We start from the raw sequence: 20,318 nt of genomic DNA on the forward strand, positions 1-20,318 counted from the left end.
GCACCTGATGCCGGATGCGGCGTGAACGCCTTATCCGGCCTACGGACGCGTCACGTTTGTAGGCCTGATAAGATGCGCAAGCATCGCATCAGGCTCGGGCACCTGATGCCGGATGCGGCGTGAACGCCTTATCCGGCCTACGGACGCGTCACGTTTGTAGGCCTGATAAGATGCGCAAGCATCGCATCAGGCTCGGGCACCTGATGCCGGATGCGGCGTGAACGCCTTATCCGGCCTACGGGCGCGTCACGTTTGTAGGCCTGATAAGATGCGCAAGCATCGCATCAGGCACGGGCATCTGATGCCGGATGCGGCGTGAACGCCTTATCCGGCCTACGGACGCGTCACGCTTGTAGGCCTGATAAGATGCGCAAGCATCGCGTCAGGCTCGGGCACCTGATGCCGGATGCGGCGTGAACGCCTTATCCGGCCTACCCTTAATCGTTCGCCGCCATCTGTGCGGCTTTTTGCTTTTTATAGCTCAACGCTGCTGCCGGAACAGGCATCACTTTACCGGTCTCAATCCAGGTACGCAGGCGGCTGGCATCGGCAAAATGGGTATATTTGCCAAATGCGTCCATCACTACCAGCGCCACCGGTTTATTATTGATAACTGTACGCATCACCAGACAATGGCCCGCCGCATTGGTAAAGCCGGTTTTAGTTAACTGAATATTCCAGTTATCGCGATACACCAGATGGTTAGTATTGCGGAACGGCAACGTATACGTCGGATTAGAGAAGGTGGCCATATCTTCCCGGGTGGTACTTAACTGCCCGATCAACGGATATTGTTTGCTGGCGATTAGCAGTTTAGTTAAGTCACGGGCCGTTGAAACGTTATGCACCGAGAGTCCGGTCGGTTCAACGAAGCGCGTATTGTTCATTCCGAGCGATTTAGCTTTCGCATTCATCGCCTTAATAAAGGCTTTGTAGCCACCGGGATAATGGTGCGCCAGGCTTGCCGCCGCGCGGTTTTCTGAAGACATCAGCGCCAGCAACAGCATATCTTTACGACTGATTTCGCTGTTCAGTCGTACGCGCGAATAGACTCCTTTCATCTCCGGCGTCTGGCTGATATCCACTTTCAGTTTTTCATCCAGCGGCAGTCGTGCATCCAGCACAACCATCGCGGTCATTAATTTGCTTATAGACGCAATCGGACGCACCAGATCCGGGTGATTAGAATAGATAACTTTGTTGGTATTCAGATCAACAATCATCGCGCTACCGGAGGCAATTTCCGGCTGCGAAGCGGTGGTAGCGGCAGCCGTTTTCGCAACGGCCTGCGGTGCAAAAGGCACAGCCAGCATCAGGGCCAGGCTAAATAAAGAAACTCGAAATTTCGGCATGATGAGCATTCAGATAGTGGTTCACGCGCACGGGTTGCGCACCGCCGGAGTAAGGGTTTACTGAGGCTGGCAAAGCCATCATAACGAGCAAAAAGTGCGATCGTCAAAGGAGAATCGTGAGGAAATGCTGCATTGCTGACATTTACGCCAGCAATGCAACGTCAAAAAACTCTCTAAAACAGACGATACCCGTACCCCCACAAAATGACGGTAATAGCAAGCAGCACTTCCAGTACCAGCACGCCGATCGCCAGCGTCGAACTGGAGAAGCTAAGGCCTTCCTCTTTGTTGATATTCAGGAAGCTTGGAATACCGAGATAAAGCAGGTAGCCGGTGTAAAACAGCGCCACCGTGCCGACCAGCGCACACAACCAGACCAGCGGGTAAAGCGCCACCAGACCGCTTAAAAACAGCGGAGTTGCAACGTAGCCCGCAAAGACCATACAGTGCGCAAGTGACGGACGCTGCGGATAACTGCGCGCCATCCACCAGATGACCCGCCCCATTACCGCGACCCCAGCCAGCATAACGCCATAAAACAAGACAGCCAGCGCCAGTCCGGTAAACCAGGATAACTTCAGGATAGTGCCATCGCCAAAATTCCAGCCAATCTGTGTAGTGCCAATGAAGGCGCAAATCACCGGAATCGCCGCCATCAGCAAAACGTGGTGGGTGTAGTGATGAGAAATCGTTTCGTTTTCGCGATTAATCACCTGCATTTCACGATCGGGGTGGGAAAACAGTCCCCAGACATGGCTCATACCGCCCCCTTGTTGTGAGTTCATGAACCTGACAGTTCAAGTATAAGTCAGCCTGTGATTATTTTTTGTTCACCTATGTAATTTACACTGTCTGGTGAACATCCTTTTTCAGCGTGAATGATTCACAGGGTGTATGCTTACAGGCAACCAAAGGGAGACAGACTGCTCTATGGATCTCAATACACTCATCTCACAATATGGTTATGCCGCGCTGGTACTCGGCAGTCTGGCAGAGGGTGAAACCGTGACGTTGCTTGGAGGCGTTGCAGCACATCAGGGGTTATTAACGTTCCCGCTAGTAGTACTTTCTGTGGCGCTTGGCGGCATGATTGGCGACCAGGTGCTTTATCTGTGCGGGCGGCGGTTTGGTGGCAAGCTGTTACGCCGTTTCTCTAAACATCAGGATAAAATTGAGCGAGCGCAGACGCTGATCCAGTGCCATCCGTATTTGTTTGTTATTGGTACGCGCTTTATGTATGGCTTTCGGGTGATTGGCCCGACGCTGATTGGTGCCAGCCAGCTGCCGCCGAAAATCTTTCTGCCGCTGAATATTCTCGGCGCATTAGCCTGGGCGTTGATTTTTACCACTATCGGTTACGCTGGTGGTCAGGTGATTGCGCCATGGTTGCACAATCTCGAGCAACATTTGAAGTACTGGGTCTGGTTGATTCTGGTCGTGGTTCTGGTGGTAGGCGTGCGCTGGTGGTTAAAACGGCGCAGGAAGAAAAAGTCGGATCATCAGGCGTAAAACCATTGCCTCGGATAAGGCGTTCACGCCGCATCCAACATCAGGTACACCATGCCTGATGCGACGCTTGCACGTCTTATCATCTACAAAATATTACCTATTGAAGTCGCCACTCACCTCATTGCACTACTCCGGCTTAAACTGCGGATTCGCCAGCATAAAGCCGCCATCCACTATCAACGACTGCCCGGTGGTGTAATTTGCGCCCTCCGAGCATAGCCACACCACCAGGCTGGCAATCTCATGCGTTGCGCCAAAACGCCGCAGGGGAATCGAAGGCTCCGCGTCGGGCTTCACGTCGCCATCATCCATGCCGTTCATTGGCGTGGCGATTGCCCCAGGCGCGACTGCATTCACCAAAATCTTATGCCTGACCAGCTCCAGCGCCATCGCTTTGGTTAGCCCACCGAGCGCATGTTTAGCGGCGGTGTAGGCGCTGGCGTCCGGCAGCGGCGTATGCTCATGTACCGACGTAATGTTGATGATGCGACCGCCCTGCCCTTGTTTCACCATCTGACGAGCCGCAATTTGCGAGCATAAAAATGCGCCATCGACATCAATGGTAAAAATCTTGCGCCACTCATCAAAAGCCATATCAAGAAACGGCGCTTTGGTCATTGCGCCCGCATTATTCACCAGCACATCGATACGCCCCAGCCGTTGAATAAGTTTCTCCAGCGCCTGCGCACCTTCTGGTAGATTGCCGAGATCCAGTTGCACGATCTCCGCACGTACGCCGTGGCTAACCACCTTACGCGCGGTATCTTTTGCCCCTTCTTCATCTGAGTGCCAGGTAATGCCAATATCAAACCCCTGCTGCGCCAGTAATAACGCGCACTCTTTGCCGATCCCCGAATCGGAGGCGGTAATTATCGCGACCTGTGCCATCGAGTTCTCCACTTAACGCTCAACAAACGTTAAGTATAGAAGGCGCATATCATCAGCGTTTGTAACCCCCGCCCAGCGCACCGGTGAGTTGAATGGAGGCATCCAGCCACTGCCCTTGCAATAACAGGCCATTGGCCCGCTCACGCAGCGCCGGGATTCTGGCTTCGCTGACCCGGGAACCGGCAATGATGCCCGCGTTAAAGCGGGCCTGCGCAAGACCTACCACACGCAATGCATCGCGCTCAATCTGCGCCTGATGCTGGTTTTTCTCCGCTAATGTCTGAACCTGACTGGCTGCCCGCGCCACGTCATTCACCGCTTCAACCACCGCTTTGTTGTAGCTGGCGATAGACAAGTTGCTTTCGGCTTTCGCGATATCGAGGTTGGCATTAAGACGACCACTATCGAAAATAGGTAGCGTAAGGCCTGCCGTAACACCCATTTGCTGCGCGGAATGACGGAACAGATCGCTTAAGTGCAACGCATCCTGTTGCAGGAAGGCCATCAGGTTGATGTCAGGATAAAATGCCGCTTTTGCCGCATCAATAGTGCTTAACGATGACTCAACGTACCAGTGCGCCGCCTGCAAATCTGCCCGCCGCGCCAGTAAGGAGTACCCCAGTTCATCAGGAAGCTGGCTTGCCACTTTCGGCAACGCGACCGGTTTAAGCTTCAGTGACTTTGTCTGGTGATTTGTGAGAGCGCTTAACCGCGCCTCTATAATTTTCATTTTCCCCGCGACATCGTTGAGCTGCTGCCGGGTTTTGCTGGCATTAATATCGGTTTCCACACCTTCAACTGAAGAAGTAATCCCGTTCTGATATAGCTGGCGATCGGTCGCGATAATGGTGTTCTGCTCTTTTTCGATTTGCTGCAAAACAGTGTTTAACGCCGCCTGGGTTTGCCACTCCCAGTACAGGCGGGCTACGCTGCCAGCCAGCAATTGGCGGGTTTGCTCACGCTCTGCCGCTCGTGCTTTAACCGTACCCAGGCGAGCAGTAACCTCTGCCCGATTCTTTCCCCAGATATCAAGATGCCAGCCCGCCGTTAAGCCAAAAGTACCGTTGGTGTACCACGGGCCAGTCGTACCTGCGGCAGGATCGTTCAGAGCAAACGGTCCCATTAACCCTTCTGCCGACATTTTTTGCCGCTCCATATCCGCAGAAAAATCGATCTGCGGGCCATCCTGGGCTGCGACTGCCTTCGCCTGGGCTTCAGCCAGCTGAATGCGCTGTTCAGCCACCTGCATATCCGGTGCATTCTGTAATGCATTGTTAATTAACGAAGTGAGTTGATTATCGTGATACTCAAACCACCATTGGCTGTCTGGCCAACCATTTTTCAGCGCCGTGGGTAATGTAGTGTCAACTTGTGCTGCGGGCGTTTGCTGGCTTAACGCCTGGCGGGTTTCGTGCACAGGCGCACACCCGGCCAGCATCAGTAACAGCGGAAAACAGGCGATGGCAGGATAAAAGGAATCACGAGTCATGGGGGAATAATCAGGTAAGAAAAGGTGCGAGGAGATTACCGTGTGTTGCGATATATTTTTTAGTTTCGCGTGGCAATACATCAGTGGCAATAAAACGACATATCCAGAAAAATATACAGTAAGTGAATGATATCCTGCGATTTATCTTAATTATTTATGGATAACGGCAAACGGCTTCATTTTTTCCTATACTTATTCAGCACTCACAAATAAAGGACCGCCAATGAAAATTATACTCTGGGCTGTATTGATTATTTTCCTGATTGGGCTACTGGTGGTGACTGGCGTATTTAAGATGATATTTTAAAATTAATTAATGTCATCAGGTCCGAAAATAACGAGAATAGTTCAGTCTCTCATCCTGTTGCGCTCCTGTCATGTGCATTGCTTCATATAATCACTGGCGCAAGGAGCGCGCAGGGGGCGGCCAATCGCCGCCGCCCCCTGCACCCCCGGCTCTGGCGAACAAAATCGCCGCTGCGCGGTGCCCTCGGCTTATCCCTTACGGCTACCGGGTCGGGCGCGAGGTAACATCCCTGTAAAACGCGCCCTCAGCCTTCAGGGAACGCCTCGGCGATTTTGACGCCACCAAACAACCGTGCGGCCTATTGATAAAGAGCTAACACATTGTCAAAAAACATCACTATGGTTTCTTAGAGTTTCTCGATATCAATTGCCTGAATAGCCCTTGCAATATCAGGGGAATTATTCAACACCCGAACATGCTGAAATAATTCCGTTGCTTCATCATATTCTTTACGCAAATAACTCAACCACTGTTTAATCCGCGCGACGTGATATAACCCGGTATCGCCCTGCTTTTCCAGACGGGTATATTTTTGCAGCAAAGCAACCACCTCCGGCCACGGCATTCGCGGTTCGTTATATTTTACCACCCGGCTCAGGTTGGGAATATTGAGCGCCCCGCGACCAATCATCACTGCGTCGCAACCGCTGATCGCCATGCATTGTTGCGCGCTCTGCCAGTCCCAGATTTCACCGTTGGCAATCACCGGAATAGTCAGCCGCTGGCGAATCTCGCCAATCGCCTGCCAGTCAATATGCTCCGCGCGGTAACCCTGCTCTTTTGTCCGCCCATGCACCACCAGTTCCGTAGCGCCAGCCTGTTGAACCGCATCAGCGATTTCAAATTTCTTCTCACCGCTGTCCCAGCCCAGACGCACTTTCACACTGACGGGCAAATGCGCCGGTACAGCTTCGCGCATCGCTTTCGCGCCCTGGAAGATAAGTTCAGGATCTTTGAGTAACGTCGCCCCGCCGCCGCTACCGTTAACTGTTTTAGACGGGCAGCCGCAATTGAGATCCACGCCCCAGGAACCTAATTCCACCGCGCGGGCGGCGTTCTCTGCCAGCCATTGTGGAAACTGCCCCAACAGTTGCACACGCACCAGAGTACCGGATGGTGTCCGGCTGGCGTTTTCTAGCTCAGGGCAAATGCGATGAAAAACTTTTACCGGCAGCAGTTGATCCACCACGCGGACAAACTCAGTGATGCACAGATCGTAGTCGTTAACTTCGGTCAGCAATTCACGCACCAGAGAGTCAAGCACACCTTCCATCGGCGCCAGTAACACACGCATATCATCACCCGCAAAAAAATGAGGCGCTATGTTAGCGCCTCTGGTCAGCGGATTAAAGGTCTGCAGAGAGGGATTGCTGCAAACTGCAATCCCTTTCTATGCTTGATGTATGCCTGAGTTCGCTGCTCACAGCGTAATGCCGGGGAGCGAAAAAATAAGCACTGATTTCTTAATGTGATCGGTAGCACGTTTTACGAATTAATTGTATGATGAATCAATCTCATCTGGGGTGTTGATTATGAGTAAGACACTGAACATTATCTGGCAATATTTACGCGCTTTCGTCCTGATTTATGCCTGCCTGTATGCAGGCATTTTCATTGCTTCCCTGCTACCGGTAACTATTCCGGGCAGCATCATCGGGATGCTGATCCTGTTCGTCCTGCTGGCCTTGCAAATTCTTCCGGCGAAGTGGGTCAATCCGGGGTGCTACGTACTGATTCGCTATATGGCGCTATTGTTTGTGCCGATTGGCGTAGGCGTCATGCAATATTTTGATTTGCTCCGCGCACAGTTTGGTCCGGTAGTGGTTTCCTGTGTCATTAGTACGCTGGTGGTTTTTCTGGTGGTGAGCTGGAGTTCGCACCTGGTGCACGGTGAACGTAAAGTCGTAGGTCAGAAAGGATCAGAAGAATGATGGCGAATATCTGGTGGTCATTGCCGCTAACGTTGATTGTTTTTTTTGCCGCCCGCAAACTGGCGGCACGGTATAAGTTTCCCTTGCTTAACCCGTTGCTGGTAGCAATGGTGGTGATCATTCCTTTTTTAATGCTGACCGGCATCTCTTACGACAGCTACTTCAAAGGTAGTGAAGTGCTAAACGCTCTGCTGCAACCGGCAGTCGTCGCGCTGGCCTATCCTTTATATGAGCAGCTGCACCAGATCCGCGCGCGCTGGAAATCGATCATCACCATCTGTTTTATCGGCAGCGTGGTCGCAATGGTGACAGGAACGTCTGTGGCATTGCTGATGGGTGCTTCACCGGAAATCGCCGCGTCAATCCTGCCGAAATCAGTCACCACGCCTATTGCAATGGCGGTTGGCGGCAGTATTGGTGGTATTCCGGCAATCAGCGCAGTTTGCGTGATTTTCGTCGGCATCCTCGGCGCGGTGTTTGGCCATACATTGCTTAATGCGATGCGTATTCGTACCAAAGCTGCGCGCGGTCTGGCGATGGGGACAGCCTCACACGCCCTCGGTACGGCGCGCTGCGCCGAGCTGGATTATCAGGAAGGTGCATTTAGTTCGCTGGCGCTGGTGTTATGCGGAATTATTACTTCGCTGATCGCACCGTTCCTTTTCCCGATTATTCTGGCAGTAATGGGCTAAAATTTGCGATGAGTTGCGCATTTTTGATGTAAGTTTCACGCGTTGCATAATTAATGAGATTCAGATCACATATAAAGCCATAACGGGTTCGTAAACTGTTATCCCATTACATGATTATGAGGCAACGCCATGCATCCACGTTTTCAAACCGCTTTTGCCCAACTTACGGATAACTTGCAATCTGCACTGGAACCTATTCTGGCAGACAAGTACTTCCCTGCTTTGTTGACCGGGGAGCAAGTCTCATCGCTGAAGAGCGCAACGGGGCTGGACGAAGACGCGCTGGCATTCGCACTACTTCCGCTGGCGGCGGCCTGTGCGCGTACGCCATTGTCGAATTTTAATGTTGGCGCAATTGCGCGCGGTGTGAGCGGAACCTGGTATTTCGGTGCCAATATGGAATTTATTGGTGCGACAATGCAGCAAACCGTTCATGCTGAACAAAGCGCGATCAGCCACGCCTGGTTAAGTGGTGAAAAAGCGCTCGTAGCCATCACCGTTAACTACACGCCTTGTGGTCACTGCCGTCAGTTTATGAATGAACTGAACAGCGGTCTGGATCTGCGTATTCATCTGCCGGGCCGCGAGGCACACGCGCTTCGTGACTATCTGCCGGATGCCTTTGGGCCGAAAGATCTGGAGATTAAAACGCTGCTGATGGACGAGCAGGATCACGGCTATGCGCTGACTGGTGATGCGCTTTCTCAGGCGGCGATTGCAGCGGCAAACCGTTCACATATGCCTTACAGTAAGTCGCCAGGCGGTGTGGCGCTGGAATGTAAAGACGGTCGTATTTTCAGCGGCAGCTACGCTGAAAACGCCGCATTCAACCCGACTCTGCCACCGTTGCAGGGAGCATTAATTCTGTTGAATCTCAAGGGCTATGATTACCCGGATATCCAGCGCGCGGTTCTGGCAGAAAAAGCTGATGCACCGTTGATTCAGTGGGATGCAACCTCCGCAACGCTGAAAGCTCTTGGTTGTCACAATATCGACCGCGTTCTTCTCGCTTAAGTCTGATGCCGGATGCGGCGTGAACGCCTTATCCGGCCTACAAAAGCATGTAATTTCAATATATTGCAGAGATTGTGTAGGCCTGATAAGCGTAGCGCATCAGGCTATTTGGCGTTGTCCTTGCCGGATGCGGCGTGAACGCCTTATCCGGCCTACAAAATCATGCAAATTCAATATATTGCAGAAACGATGTAGGCCTGATAAGCGTAGCGCATCAGGCAATTTGGCGTTGTTCTTGCCGGATGCGGCGTGAACGCCTTATCCGGCCTACAAAATCATGCAAATTCAATATATTGCAGAAACGATGTAGGCCTGATAAGCGTAGCGCATCAGGCAATTTGGCGTTGTTCTTGCCGGATGCGGCGTGAACGCCTTATCCGGCCTACAAAATCATGTAATTTCAATATATTGCAGAGATTGTGTAGGCCTGATAAGCGTAGCGCATCAGGCTATTTGGCGTTGTCCTTGCCGGATGCGGCGTGAACGCCTTATCCGGCCTACAAAATCATGCAAATTCAATATATTGCAGAAACGATGTAGGCCTGATAAGCGTAGCGCATCAGGCAATTTTGCGTTGTCCTTGCCGGATGCGGCGTGAACGCCTTATCCGGCCTACAAAATCATGCAAATTCAATATATTGCAGAAACGATGTAGGCCTGATAAGCGTAGCGCATCAGGCAATTTTGCGTTGTTCATGCCGGATGCGGCGTGAACGCCTTATCCGGCCTACAAAACCATGCAAATTCAATATATTGCAGAGATTGTGTAGGCCTGATAAGCGTAGCGCATCAGGCAATTTGGCGTTGTTCTTGCCGGATGCGGCGTGAACGCCTTATCCGGCCTACAGGTCTGGCACACTGATAAGCGTCGCATCATGCTTGCCAACGTCTTTTGGTGTCGAAAATCCCGGCAAACAGTTTGCCGTTTCTTGCGCAAAACTAGCGGGTAAAGTAGCCTGATGGAAATTTTCCTTAGATCGAGTTCCCTGCATGTTAAAGCGTGTGTTCTACAGCCTGTTAGTCCTGATCGGCTTGCTGCTGTTGACTGTGCTCGGCCTCGATCGCTGGATGAGTTGGAAAACCGCGCCTTATATCTACGACGAATTGCAGGATCTCCCCTACCGCCAGGTCGGTGTGGTGCTTGGTACAGCAAAATATTATCGTACCGGCGTAATTAATCAGTATTATCGCTACCGCATTCAAGGAGCGATTAATGCCTATAACAGCGGTAAGGTGAATTACCTATTACTGAGCGGCGATAACGCATTGCAAAGTTATAATGAGCCGATGACCATGCGCAAAGATTTAATTGCCGCAGGCGTCGACCCATCAGATATTGTCCTCGATTACGCAGGCTTTCGTACGCTGGATTCCATCGTACGGACACGCAAAGTTTTCGATACTAATGATTTCATTATCATCACCCAACGTTTCCACTGTGAGCGAGCATTATTTATTGCGCTGCATATGGGGATTCAGGCCCAGTGTTATGCCGTACCGTCACCGAAAGATATGCTGTCAGTACGTATTCGCGAATTTGCAGCCCGTTTCGGTGCGCTGGCTGATCTTTATATTTTTAAGCGTGAACCGCGTTTTTTAGGGCCGCTGGTCCCCATTCCGGCAATGCATCAAGTGCCGGAAGATGCGCAGGGGTATCCCGCAGTCACGCCCGAACAGTTACTTGAATTACAAAAGAAGCAAGGAAAGTAGTTATGGATGTACAGCAGTTTTTTGTCGTTGCCGTTTTTTTCCTTATCCCGATATTTTGTTTTCGCGAAGCATGGAAAGGCTGGCGTGCAGGCGCGATTGATAAACGGGTTAAAAATGCGCCGGAACCGGTGTATGTCTGGCGAGCAAAAAATCCAGGACTTTTCTTCGCGTATATAGTGGCATATAGTGGCTTCGGAATTTTATCTATCGGCATGATTGTTTATCTTATTTTCTATCGTTAATATTTTCCCTTTTCTGTTAATCATTGAGAATAATTATTACTTCACTCAATAAGCTGCGGATATAACATTCTGAACCGCAGCTATTTGTGAATCCTTTCACAGTTTAAATCTCCCCACACGCTTAGCCTTAATATCAGCACGCAATATTTATACTCTAAATAATTCGAGTTGCAGGAAGGCGACAAGTGACTGGGGTGAGCGACAAATCCGCATGGAGCGGATTTGAACGCTGCCTGCAGCGGCCCCATAAGGGGTGAGGCCCATGGATGGGCCGAATAACCCGCAGACGCAGCACATGCAACTTGAAGTATGACGAGTATATTTAGCGTTCGCCTTAATTACTCATAGCATTAAGGAAGATCACATGTTGCAACAAAATTATCTGGATGAACTCACTCCGGCTTTTACGCCGTTACTGGCGATTAAAGAAGCCTCTCGCTGTTTATTATGTCACGATGCTCCCTGTAGTCAGGCTTGCCCGGCGCAGACCGATCCGGGGAAATTTATTCGCTCAATCTACTTTCGTAATTTTAAAGGCGCTGCCGAGACAATTCGCGAAAATAATGCCCTCGGTGCCGTTTGTGCCAGGGTATGCCCGACGGAGAAATTATGCCAAAGCGGTTGTACCCGTGCCGGTGTTGATGTTCCCATTGATATCGGGCGCTTACAGCGTTTTGTTACTGATTTTGAACAACAAACTGGAATGGAAATTTATCAGCCGGGTACTAAAACGCTCGGCAAAGTCGCCATTATTGGCGCAGGTCCTGCCGGATTGCAGGCCAGCGTGACGCTGACAAATCTGGGCTATGACGTCACGATTTATGAGAAAGAATCACAGCCTGGTGGCTGGTTGCGTAACGGCATTCCGCAATTTCGTTTACCGCAATCCGTGCTGGATGCAGAAATCGCCCGTATTGAAAAAATGGGCGTGACAATTAAGTGCAATAACGAAATCGGTAAAACACTCACCCTGGAGCAACTGAAAGCGGAAAACCGCGCGGTACTGGTCACCGTAGGGTTGTCGAGCGGTTCCGGGCTACCGCTGTTTGAGCATTGCGACGTCGAGATAGCCGTCGACTTCTTGCAACGCGCACGCCTGGCGCAAGGCGATATCAGCATTCCACAAAGCGCATTAATTATCGGCGGTGGCGATGTCGCGATGGACGTTGCCAGCACGCTGAAAGTTCTCGGCTGTCAGGCGGTAACTTGCGTAGCGCGTGAAGAGTTAGATGCGTTTCCGGCAAGCGAAAAAGAGTTTGCCAGCGCACGGGAGCTGGGCGTTTCGATCATCGATGGCTTCACGCCAGTGGCCGTGGAAGGCAATAAAGTCACGTTTAAGCATGTACGGTTACCGGGCGAACTGACGATGGCGGCAGATAAAATTATTCTCGCCGTCGGTCAGCATGCCAGACTGGATGCCTTTGCGGAGTTAGAGCCGCAGCGTAACACTATCAAAACACAAAATTACCAGACCCGCGATCCGCAAGTCTTTGCTGCTGGCGATATTGTTGAGGGTGACAAAATCGTGGTTTATGCCGTGAAAACCGGGAAAGAAGCCGCCGAGGCGATTCATCACTATTTAGAGGGAGCTTGCTCATGTTAACGAAAGATCTTTCTATTACCTTTTGCGGCGTGAAGTTTGTCAACCCGTTCTGCCTCTCTTCTTCGCCAGTAGGCAATTGCTATGAGATGTGCGCCAAAGCCTATGACACTGGCTGGGGCGGCGTGGTGTTCAAAACGATCGGTTTTTTTATCGCCAACGAAGTCTCGCCGCGTTTTGATCATCTGGTGAAAGAAGACACTGGCTTTATTGGCTTCAAAAATATGGAGCAGATTGCCGAGCATCCCCTGGAGGAGAATCTGGCCGCTCTGCGTCGGTTGAAAGAAGATTACCCGGACAAAGTATTGATCGCCTCGATCATGGGGGAAAATGAGCAACAGTGGGAAGATCTGGCGCGGCTGGTGCAAGAAGCTGGCGCCGATATGATCGAATGTAACTTCTCCTGCCCGCAAATGACGTCTCATGCGATGGGGAGCGATGTCGGGCAAAGCCCGGAACTGGTAGAAAAATATTGCCGGGCGGTGAAACGCGGCTCCACGCTACCGATGCTGGCTAAGATGACGCCGAATATCGGTGATATGTGCGAAGTGGCGCTGGCGGCGAAACGCGGCGGTGCAGATGGCATTGCGGCAATTAACACCGTTAAGTCCATCACCAATATCGATCTTAATCAGAAAATTGGCATGCCGATCGTTAACGGTAAATCGAGTATTTCCGGATATTCCGGTAAAGCGGTAAAACCGATCGCCCTGCGCTTTATTCAGCAAATGCGCACCCATCCAGAACTGCACGATTTTCCGATCAGCGGTATCGGCGGTATTGAAACCTGGGAAGATGCAGCTGAGTTTTTATTGCTCGGCGCAGCGACGTTGCAGGTGACCACCGGCATTATGCAGTACGGCTATCGCATTGTAGAAGATATGGCGAGCGGGTTGTCACATTATCTTGCCGATCAAGGGTTTGATTCGTTGCAGGAGATGGTAGGTCTGGCGAATCACAATATTGTCCCGGCAGAAGATTTAGACCGCAGTTATATTGTCTATCCCCATATCAATCTTGATAAATGTGTTGGCTGTGGACGCTGTTATATTTCCTGTTACGACGGCGGTCACCAGGCGATGGAATGGAGCGAAAAAAGCCGCACGCCGCATTGTAATACCGAAAAATGCGTTGGTTGTCTGCTTTGCGGTCACGTCTGCCCAGTGGGTTGTATTGATCTCGGTGAAGTGAAGTTTAAGAAAGGAGAGAACGAACACCCGGTAACGTTGTAAAACCAGAGATGCATCCGGCATCTGGCTCCTGTCGCCGGATGCGGCGTGAACGCCTTATCCGGCCTACAAAACCATATAAATCAGCATGTTATATGCATGGACCACATTCATATCACTTCTTGCGTGCGTATTTCAGTGAATCCAGCGCCACGGCGAAGATAATAATCGCCCCTTTGATGATGTACTGCCAGTACGGGTTTACGCCGATGTACGTCAGGCCATAGTTAATGACGGTAAAAATAATTACCCCGGTCACCACGCCAATCACCGTCCCTACACCACCGCTGAACGATACGCCGCCCACCACACACGCCGCGATAGCATCCAGCTCATACATAAAGCCGAGGTTATTGGTGGCAGAGCCGATACGTCCGGCTTCTAACATCCCGCCGAAGGCATAGAACACACCAGACAACGCGTAGATCATCAGCAGGTTCAGACCGACGTTGACACCCGATACTTTCGCCGCTTCCGGGTTACCACCAATGGCAAAAATGTTCTTACCAAAGCGGGTTTTGTTCCACAACACCCAAACGAACGCCACCGCAATCAGCGCGTAGAAGGTGATGTAAGAGAGACGGAAATTCCCCAGCGCGACAAAGCCCTGAGCAAAGGTAGAGAAGCCACTGTCAAAACCAGAAATTGGCGACGCCCCAACAAAGTCGTAATAGAGCGAGTTGATGCCGTAAACAATAATCATCGTGCCAAGCGTGGTAATGAATGGCGTCACGTTGAGATAAGCGATAATCAGGCCGTTGATCAAACCGATCACCGCGCCAATGGCACAGACAATCAGAATAACCAACGCAATCGGCATCGTCGCCATTTCCGGGAATACTTTGTTAGCGTTATCCATCGACTGCAACAAAGTGGCTGCCACCACAGCGGCCAGCCCTACCTGACGCCCCGCAGAAAGGTCGGTCCCTTGGGTAACAATTAATCCTGCCACACCAAGCGCGATAATAATACGCACCGATGACTGAGTGAGAATATTACTTAAGTTCAACAGACTTAAAAATGTTGGATCCTGGAAAATAATAATCGCCAGCAAAACTAAAAGAACGACGTAAATACCGCCCTCTTTCAGGTAAGTAAAAAAACTTTTCTTATTTAACGCACTCATGGGAAGCCCCTAATCTTAAAGGTGCAAAGACGCAAGACGCAGAATTTCGTTTTGCGTTGTTGTTTTTGTATCGACAATTCCAGAAACGAGACCATTGCTCATGACAAGAATACGGTCTGTTATCCCTAACAACTCAGGCATTTCGGAGGAGATAATAATAATCCCCTTACCTTTCTTCGCCAGTTCGGCAATTAACTGATAAATCTCAAACTTCGCCCCAACATCGATACCGCGCGTCGGTTCATCGAGCATTAATATTTCTGGTTGCGTTAACAGCCAGCGACCAATAATCACTTTTTGCTGATTACCACCTGAGAGCGAACCAATTTGTGTACGATGGCCAGGCGTTTTTACCCGCATCGAATCAATCACCCACTGGGTATCGCTTTTCATTCGTGAGTTATCCAGTAAACCCACTTTGTTTTTGTAGTTGCGAATATTGGAAATTAACGAGTTAAAACCGATATCAAGATAGGCATAAATTCCCGTTGAACGGCGCTCTTCAGTTACCAGTGCAAATCCGTGGTTTATGGCTTCGTTGGCATTATGGTTATTGATCTTTTTGCCGTGCAACGTAATGGTGCCAGCCGATTTCTCGCGAATACCAAATAACGTCTCAACAATATCGGTACGTTTCGCACCCACCAGACCGGCAATACCGAGGATCTCCCCTTTATGCAGATCAAACGAGACATCGCGAATCGACGGCTGGCGCAGTGACGTTAGATTACGCACCTCGAGGATGACTTCGCCCGGCGTGTTTTCTTTGTCAGGGAAACGCTGGTTAAGAGAACGCCCAACCATCATGGCGATGATCTTGTCCATCGTCAGCCCTGCCAGCGGTTCGGTTGCGATCCACTGCCCGTCGCGCAATACAGTGACTTCATCACATAACTGGAATATTTCTTCCATTTTATGCGAGATATAAACAATACCGCAGCCGCGCTCTTTTAATTTACGAATAATAGTGAACAGATGATTGACCTCTTTTTCGGTTAATGAAGAAGTCGGTTCATCCATAATCACAATTTTCGCGTTATAGGAAAACGCTTTGGCGATTTCGATCATCTGCATTTGCGAAACGGATAATGTGCCGACACGCGCACGCGGATCGATATCAATATCCAGTTCATCAAAAATCGCTTTGGTTTCGCGGTACATTTTGTCTTGATCGACAAACATGCCTTTGGTGGGATATCGCCCCAGCCACATGTTGTCCATCACCGAACGTTGCAATACCAGGTTTAACTCCTGGTGTACCATCGAAATACCATTTTCCAGTGCTTCTTTGGCAGAATGAAAATCGATCTCTTTACCCTGGAATAAAATGGTGCCGGAGTCTTTTTGATAAATGCCAAACAGGCATTTTAATAATGTTGATTTTCCTGCACCGTTTTCCCCCATTAATGCATGGATAGAATGTGGCCGGACTTTAAAATTAACGTTATCAAGTGCCTTGACACCAGGAAAAGACTTGTTGATACCGCTCATTTCCAACAAGTATTCCCCGGAAGACGGAGTCGTTGAGCTGACCATATCATTTTACCTTGTTGGCCAATACAATAAGGGCGCAGTAAACGACTGCGCCCAATCAGTCTTATTTCTTGCTGAATTCAGCCAGGTTGTCTTTATCTACGCCAACATAAGGTACGCGGACTACTTTGTTGTCGATTTTCCAGTTGGTGCCATCAGCCGCACCTTTGCCATCGGCCAGGTTTTTCGCCAGATCAAAGGTTGCTTTCGCCTGGTTGTTAGCATCATTCAATACCGTGCCCGCCAGTGCACCGGATTTTACCAGCGCCAGCGCTTCTGGCAGCGCATCGACGCCAAACACCGGAATGCTGGATTTGTTGTGGGCTTTCAGCGCTTCTACCGCCCCCATTGCCATCGCATCGTTGTTGGCGATAACCACTTCGATTTTGTTGGCGTTCGGACCAGACAGCCAGGCGTCCATCTTATCTTTCGCCTGAGCGGTATCCCACATAGCGGTATCTAACTGTAACTGTTCAGTTTTGATGCCTTTGCCGTTCAATTCTTTAATTACGTAAGTGGTGCGTGCTTCTGCATCCGGATGACCCGGTTCACCTTTCAGCAGTACGAATTGAATCTGACCGTCTTTGTTCAGATCCCACCCCTGATTCGCCGCCCAGTGTTTAGCAATCAAATCGCCCTGAATAATGCCGGATTCTTTGGAGTCGGTGCCAACGTAGTAGGCTTTCTCGTAGCTATCCAGCGCCTTACGAGACGGTTCTTTGTTAAAGAAAACCACCGGCACGTTTTGCCCACGCGCTTTCTCAATCACCGTACCCGCAGCTGCCGGGTCAACCAGGTTGATCGCCAGTGCCTTCACCCCTTTCGCCAACAGCACGTCAATCTGATCGTTCTGCTTGGACTGGTCATTCTGAGAATCATTCATCAACAGCTGAACATCTGGTGCGGCTTTCGCATCCTGCTCAATAGCCTTGCGCACAACAGACATAAAGTTATCGTCATACTTATAGATTGTTACACCAATGCGGGTATCAGCAGCGTGTGCAGTGGCACCGAATAACATGCTGGCCATCACAGCAGACAGGGTTAACACCTTCTTATTCATGATATCTCCGGTTTTTCTTATGCAGGGTAGTGCTTGAGATAAATGCTCGGCGGGGCAGTAGCGTTAATGAAATGTTGCTGAACGCCGAAGCTCACTTTTTAAAATTCGTTCTTCCATGCCCGGTAACGCTCCAGAAAACGGCTTTAATTGTTGTTATGACGCTATTACCTCGGTAAAAGTGATTATTAACTGTTACATACAGGTTACAGCGTTAAAACGGTGCAATCATAGCTATCGTATTGTTACGATACTGTGAAATCACTCACAGATTGAAAGCGGTTACATCGCCTGATTTGTTGAGTTAGTGATCGCCGCCGCATTCTGGCGCGTTGCGACAGAATGGCGACGCACCAACGTCGGCATAAAACAGTGGCTGGCGCGAGGATCAAGGTTACCTGCTGCCCCCTGCAAGGCCAGTTCGGTGGCTAATTTTGCCATCGAAGCAATGGGATAACGTACGGTCGTTAATTGCGGGTCAGTGTAACGAGCGATGGGAATATCATCGAAACCGATGATTGAGAGATGTAACGGAATCGCAATGCCATTATCTTTTAATGCTGTCAGTGCGCCAGCAGCCATATTGTCGTTATAAGCCAACACAGCGGTAAGTTGTAGATTGCGCCCCAGCAGTTCAACCATCGCCGCCTCACCACCTGACATGTCCGGCGTGCCGATGCCAATCCAGCTTTCCGGTGGAACAATATCCTGCTCTTTCAACGCACTCATCCAGCCTGCTTTACGCATGACGTCATCTTCAATGCCGTGGCTGGAAGAAAGATAACCAATACGTTGATGCCCGTTATTCAGCAACATGCGCGTCGCCATTCGGGCACCGCTGAGATTATCCAGGCAAACGCAACGATGGGCGTAACCCGGTACAACGCGGTTGATTAACACCATACCAGGAATGTTATCCATAAACTGTGCCAGTTCATCGTCACTTAACGCTTTTGAATGAACAATCAACGCGTTACAACGCTGGCGAATTAACACCTCAATGGCGTGACGCTCTTTTTCCGCTTCATGATAGCTATTGCCTATCAGCACGTATTTCTGGTGCTGCTGGGCAACGAGATCCACCGCTTTTACCAGTGCGCCGAAAAACGCATCAGAAACGTCCATCACCACCAGGCCAATGGTATCGCTCACCTGAGTTGCCAGCGCCTGGGCATTGGCATTTGGTCGATAATCCAGCTCGCTCACTGCTTTCATTACGGCTTCACGCGTGTCGGCACTGACCAGCGTGCTGTTATTGAGCACCCGGGAAACCGTTGCCACAGAGACGCCAGCCTGACGCGCTACATCACGAATGGTGATCATATCCACTACCTGTTATGAGATTGCAGTAAATGACAGCTTGCTGGCGGCTATTTTGTCAGCACTGAATACAGGACTTCGTGAATCGAGTCACAGCAATGGAAACGGTTACAGCCGTTTTGTTAACGAATGTGATCCTGATCGTTATCTTGATGTTTTAGATAATGCCGGTCCGGCGGCGCGCAAAGTTAACTGACGCCAGAGCCATTCCACCGGCCCCTGACGGAAGTAACGCAGCCAGATAACGGAGAAAAGCAGGTTTACCAACCATACCGGAATAACAAACGCCAGCAGCTCCAGGCGGTTAAACTGCATAAACAAACCCAGGTGGTAAAAAATCGTGGTACAAATCAGCGTTTGCATTAGATAGTTGGTTAGCGCCATCCGTCCGACGCAGGCGATCGCCAGCACCAGCTTAAAACGGCTTAATTGCGGCCAGAAGCCATAAAACAGCGACGCATAGCCAATCGCCTGAAACGGCGCACTCAATTCCCGCGGCATCTGAAGTAAGAAGGCGCACCAGCGATACGCCCAGTCCAGCCGCCACTGCAGGGCGATGGCAAGAAGGTTAATGATCATCCCAATCGCCACCAGCACAAAACCGGTACGACGATAGTGACGTAAGCTGAACTGCCCTTTCAGCCAGCCACTGCGCATCAGCGCCGCGCCAATTAACATCATCCCAGCCAGTTGCCAGCCATACTGTGCGCCCAGCGCCAGTAAACTGTTGCCTACGCCATCGGCGCGGTTACTGATCGCTTCAACGCCGCCGTGAAGTTTCCAGTATTTTTCATACAAAATAGCCGACGCATCCGGCGTCCAGGCGCGGCTGGTCTGGCCGTCGGAAATCACCCCCAACAACAGCAAAACGCCAAGCCCCACCAGATAAAGCATGACGCCAGTATTAAACAGGCTTTTTACTGATGGCGCATCGCGCACCAGTCGCCAGCAGATTAAGCCCACCAGCCCGTAAGCCAGCAGAATATCGCCGTCCCAGAACAACAATCCGTGAATAAAGCCCAACAAGACTAACAGCGTTAACCGCGACTGGATCCAGCGTCTGCCACGGGGCAGCAACATTTGCAGTCCCGCACCAAACAGCAGCGCAAAAAGTGTGAGGAATTTCACCTGGCCAATGAGATCAAGAAATGCCCAGGTCCATGCATCCTGCGGCGTAATAGCACCGTACCATGCAGGATTGAGATAAGCCGCCTTTGGTAGCCCAAAGGCGCTGATGTTTAATAACAGGATCCCCAGAATGGCGACGCCGCGAACAAAATCGAGCGTGACGTTGCGCTCCATGATTCCTGCCTTTT

General features: G+C 50.6%; 19 protein-coding genes. 9 read left to right on the forward strand and 10 right to left on the reverse strand.

All coding sequences use genetic code 11. From position 1 onward, the window contains the following. Nucleotides 1-437 precede the first annotated feature (437 nt). Together pbpG and A7090_RS17710 are read right to left on the reverse strand one after the other, a co-directional pair. A complete protein-coding gene (pbpG, locus tag A7090_RS17705) occupies nt 438-1,352 on the reverse strand; it encodes a D-alanyl-D-alanine endopeptidase (RefSeq protein ID WP_105275007.1) in 915 nt (304 codons plus the stop codon). A gap of 173 nt (nt 1,353-1,525) precedes the next feature. Beyond that, the gene (locus A7090_RS17710; protein WP_105275008.1) at nt 1,526-2,113 is read right to left on the reverse strand and encodes a Yip1 family protein; all 588 of its coding nucleotides are present in this window, start codon (nt 2,111-2,113) and stop codon (nt 1,526-1,528) included. Between the two features lie 169 nt (nt 2,114-2,282). On the opposite strand from A7090_RS17710, the gene A7090_RS17715 reads away from it, so the two are divergent. Beyond that, nucleotides 2,283-2,861 carry a DedA family protein gene (locus A7090_RS17715; RefSeq protein ID WP_105275009.1) on the forward strand — a complete coding sequence of 193 codons (579 nt, stop codon included), beginning with the start codon at nt 2,283-2,285 and terminating at the stop codon, nt 2,859-2,861. 126 nt (nt 2,862-2,987) lie between these two features. Here A7090_RS17715 and A7090_RS17720 read toward each other — a convergent pair whose 3' ends face one another. Both A7090_RS17720 and mdtQ read right to left on the reverse strand, forming a co-directional pair. Continuing rightward, nucleotides 2,988-3,749: an SDR family oxidoreductase gene (locus tag A7090_RS17720; RefSeq protein WP_105275010.1), complete on the reverse strand. Its 762-nt coding sequence runs from the start codon at nt 3,747-3,749 to the stop codon at nt 2,988-2,990. Between the two features lie 52 nt (nt 3,750-3,801). After that, nucleotides 3,802-5,238 carry a multidrug resistance outer membrane protein MdtQ gene (mdtQ, locus tag A7090_RS17725; RefSeq protein ID WP_105275011.1) on the reverse strand — a complete coding sequence of 479 codons (1,437 nt, stop codon included), beginning with the start codon at nt 5,236-5,238 and terminating at the stop codon, nt 3,802-3,804. 223 nt (nt 5,239-5,461) lie between these two features. On the opposite strand from mdtQ, the gene yohP reads away from it, so the two are divergent. Then, nucleotides 5,462-5,545, forward strand: a complete 84-nt coding sequence (gene yohP / locus A7090_RS17735) for a small membrane protein YohP (protein ID WP_000691708.1) — start codon at nt 5,462-5,464, stop codon at nt 5,543-5,545. A 346-nt stretch (nt 5,546-5,891) separates the two neighbouring features. Here yohP and dusC read toward each other — a convergent pair whose 3' ends face one another. After that, on the reverse strand, nt 5,892-6,839 hold the full coding sequence (gene dusC / locus A7090_RS17740; RefSeq protein WP_105275012.1) for a tRNA dihydrouridine(16) synthase DusC: 948 nt from the start codon (nt 6,837-6,839) through the stop codon (nt 5,892-5,894). 238 nt (nt 6,840-7,077) lie between these two features. Between dusC and A7090_RS17745 the strand changes: the two genes are divergently transcribed. The 7 genes from A7090_RS17745 (at nt 7,078) to preA (ending at nt 13,966) form a co-directional block, all read left to right on the forward strand. Further along, a complete protein-coding gene (locus A7090_RS17745) occupies nt 7,078-7,476 on the forward strand; it encodes a CidA/LrgA family protein (protein WP_105275013.1) in 399 nt (132 codons plus the stop codon). Beyond that, entirely contained in the window at nt 7,473-8,168 is a 696-nt protein-coding gene (locus A7090_RS17750; protein ID WP_105275014.1) for a CidB/LrgB family autolysis modulator, read from the forward strand. The genes A7090_RS17745 and A7090_RS17750 overlap by 4 nt, the downstream gene beginning before the upstream one ends. Before the next feature lie 129 nt (nt 8,169-8,297). Continuing rightward, on the forward strand, nt 8,298-9,182 hold the full coding sequence (cdd, locus tag A7090_RS17755) for a cytidine deaminase (protein ID WP_105275015.1): 885 nt from the start codon (nt 8,298-8,300) through the stop codon (nt 9,180-9,182). Nucleotides 9,183-10,172: 990 nt separating this feature from the next. Next, complete coding sequence (gene sanA / locus A7090_RS17760) at nt 10,173-10,892, forward strand: outer membrane permeability protein SanA (RefSeq protein WP_105275016.1); 720 nt, start codon at nt 10,173-10,175, stop codon at nt 10,890-10,892. Between the two features lie 2 nt (nt 10,893-10,894). Then, on the forward strand, nt 10,895-11,134 hold the full coding sequence (locus A7090_RS17765) for a DUF2542 family protein (protein ID WP_105275017.1): 240 nt from the start codon (nt 10,895-10,897) through the stop codon (nt 11,132-11,134). A gap of 364 nt (nt 11,135-11,498) precedes the next feature. Continuing rightward, nucleotides 11,499-12,737, forward strand: a complete 1,239-nt coding sequence (gene preT, locus A7090_RS17770) for an NAD-dependent dihydropyrimidine dehydrogenase subunit PreT (protein ID WP_105275018.1) — start codon at nt 11,499-11,501, stop codon at nt 12,735-12,737. Further along, nucleotides 12,731-13,966, forward strand: coding sequence for an NAD-dependent dihydropyrimidine dehydrogenase subunit PreA (gene preA / locus A7090_RS17775; RefSeq protein WP_105275019.1), 1,236 nt, complete (start codon nt 12,731-12,733; stop codon nt 13,964-13,966). Before preT ends, preA begins: the two co-directional genes overlap by 7 nt. Nucleotides 13,967-14,078: 112 nt before the next feature. Here preA and mglC read toward each other — a convergent pair whose 3' ends face one another. The 5 genes from mglC to yeiB form a co-directional block, all read right to left on the reverse strand. After that, nucleotides 14,079-15,089: a galactose/methyl galactoside ABC transporter permease MglC gene (gene mglC, locus A7090_RS17780; protein ID WP_105275020.1), complete on the reverse strand. Its 1,011-nt coding sequence runs from the start codon at nt 15,087-15,089 to the stop codon at nt 14,079-14,081. Between the two features lie 15 nt (nt 15,090-15,104). Beyond that, entirely contained in the window at nt 15,105-16,625 is a 1,521-nt protein-coding gene (gene mglA, locus A7090_RS17785) for a galactose/methyl galactoside ABC transporter ATP-binding protein MglA (RefSeq protein WP_105275021.1), read from the reverse strand. Between the two features lie 61 nt (nt 16,626-16,686). Further along, nucleotides 16,687-17,685, reverse strand: a complete 999-nt coding sequence (mglB, locus tag A7090_RS17790) for a galactose/glucose ABC transporter substrate-binding protein MglB (protein ID WP_105275022.1) — start codon at nt 17,683-17,685, stop codon at nt 16,687-16,689. Nucleotides 17,686-17,964: 279 nt separating this feature from the next. Beyond that, nucleotides 17,965-19,005, reverse strand: coding sequence for an HTH-type transcriptional regulator GalS (gene galS / locus A7090_RS17795; protein ID WP_105275023.1), 1,041 nt, complete (start codon nt 19,003-19,005; stop codon nt 17,965-17,967). 141 nt (nt 19,006-19,146) lie between these two features. Then, nucleotides 19,147-20,304 (reverse strand): DUF418 domain-containing protein YeiB, encoded by a 1,158-nt coding sequence (gene yeiB / locus A7090_RS17805; RefSeq protein ID WP_105275024.1) that lies wholly within the window; start codon nt 20,302-20,304, stop codon nt 19,147-19,149. Nucleotides 20,305-20,318: the final 14 nt, after the last annotated feature.

The organism is Escherichia sp. MOD1-EC7003 (genome assembly GCF_002965065.1).
Lineage (GTDB): Bacteria > Pseudomonadota > Gammaproteobacteria > Enterobacterales > Enterobacteriaceae > Escherichia.

What these genes read in the sequence shown, in the direction of transcription:
- mglA (WP_105275021.1), bottom strand. Translation starts at nt 16,625, where the DNA reads ATGGTCAGCTCAACGACTCCGTCTTCCGGGGAATACTTGTTGGAAATG.
- pbpG (WP_105275007.1), bottom strand. Translation starts at nt 1,352, where the DNA reads ATGCCGAAATTTCGAGTTTCTTTATTTAGCCTGGCCCTGATGCTGGCT.
- A7090_RS17715 (WP_105275009.1), top strand. Translation starts at nt 2,283, where the DNA reads ATGGATCTCAATACACTCATCTCACAATATGGTTATGCCGCGCTGGTA.
- mglB (WP_105275022.1), bottom strand. Translation starts at nt 17,685, where the DNA reads ATGAATAAGAAGGTGTTAACCCTGTCTGCTGTGATGGCCAGCATGTTA.
- mdtQ (WP_105275011.1), bottom strand. Translation starts at nt 5,238, where the DNA reads ATGACTCGTGATTCCTTTTATCCTGCCATCGCCTGTTTTCCGCTGTTA.
- preT (WP_105275018.1), top strand. Translation starts at nt 11,499, where the DNA reads ATGTTGCAACAAAATTATCTGGATGAACTCACTCCGGCTTTTACGCCG.
- galS (WP_105275023.1), bottom strand. Translation starts at nt 19,005, where the DNA reads ATGATCACCATTCGTGATGTAGCGCGTCAGGCTGGCGTCTCTGTGGCA.
- preA (WP_105275019.1), top strand. Translation starts at nt 12,731, where the DNA reads ATGTTAACGAAAGATCTTTCTATTACCTTTTGCGGCGTGAAGTTTGTC.
- dusC (WP_105275012.1), bottom strand. Translation starts at nt 6,839, where the DNA reads ATGCGTGTGTTACTGGCGCCGATGGAAGGTGTGCTTGACTCTCTGGTG.
- A7090_RS17745 (WP_105275013.1), top strand. Translation starts at nt 7,078, where the DNA reads ATGAGTAAGACACTGAACATTATCTGGCAATATTTACGCGCTTTCGTC.
- sanA (WP_105275016.1), top strand. Translation starts at nt 10,173, where the DNA reads ATGTTAAAGCGTGTGTTCTACAGCCTGTTAGTCCTGATCGGCTTGCTG.
- yeiB (WP_105275024.1), bottom strand. Translation starts at nt 20,304, where the DNA reads ATGGAGCGCAACGTCACGCTCGATTTTGTTCGCGGCGTCGCCATTCTG.
- A7090_RS17750 (WP_105275014.1), top strand. Translation starts at nt 7,473, where the DNA reads ATGATGGCGAATATCTGGTGGTCATTGCCGCTAACGTTGATTGTTTTT.
- cdd (WP_105275015.1), top strand. Translation starts at nt 8,298, where the DNA reads ATGCATCCACGTTTTCAAACCGCTTTTGCCCAACTTACGGATAACTTG.
- A7090_RS17720 (WP_105275010.1), bottom strand. Translation starts at nt 3,749, where the DNA reads ATGGCACAGGTCGCGATAATTACCGCCTCCGATTCGGGGATCGGCAAA.
- mglC (WP_105275020.1), bottom strand. Translation starts at nt 15,089, where the DNA reads ATGAGTGCGTTAAATAAGAAAAGTTTTTTTACTTACCTGAAAGAGGGC.
- A7090_RS17710 (WP_105275008.1), bottom strand. Translation starts at nt 2,113, where the DNA reads ATGAGCCATGTCTGGGGACTGTTTTCCCACCCCGATCGTGAAATGCAG.
- yohP (WP_000691708.1), top strand. Translation starts at nt 5,462, where the DNA reads ATGAAAATTATACTCTGGGCTGTATTGATTATTTTCCTGATTGGGCTA.
- A7090_RS17765 (WP_105275017.1), top strand. Translation starts at nt 10,895, where the DNA reads ATGGATGTACAGCAGTTTTTTGTCGTTGCCGTTTTTTTCCTTATCCCG.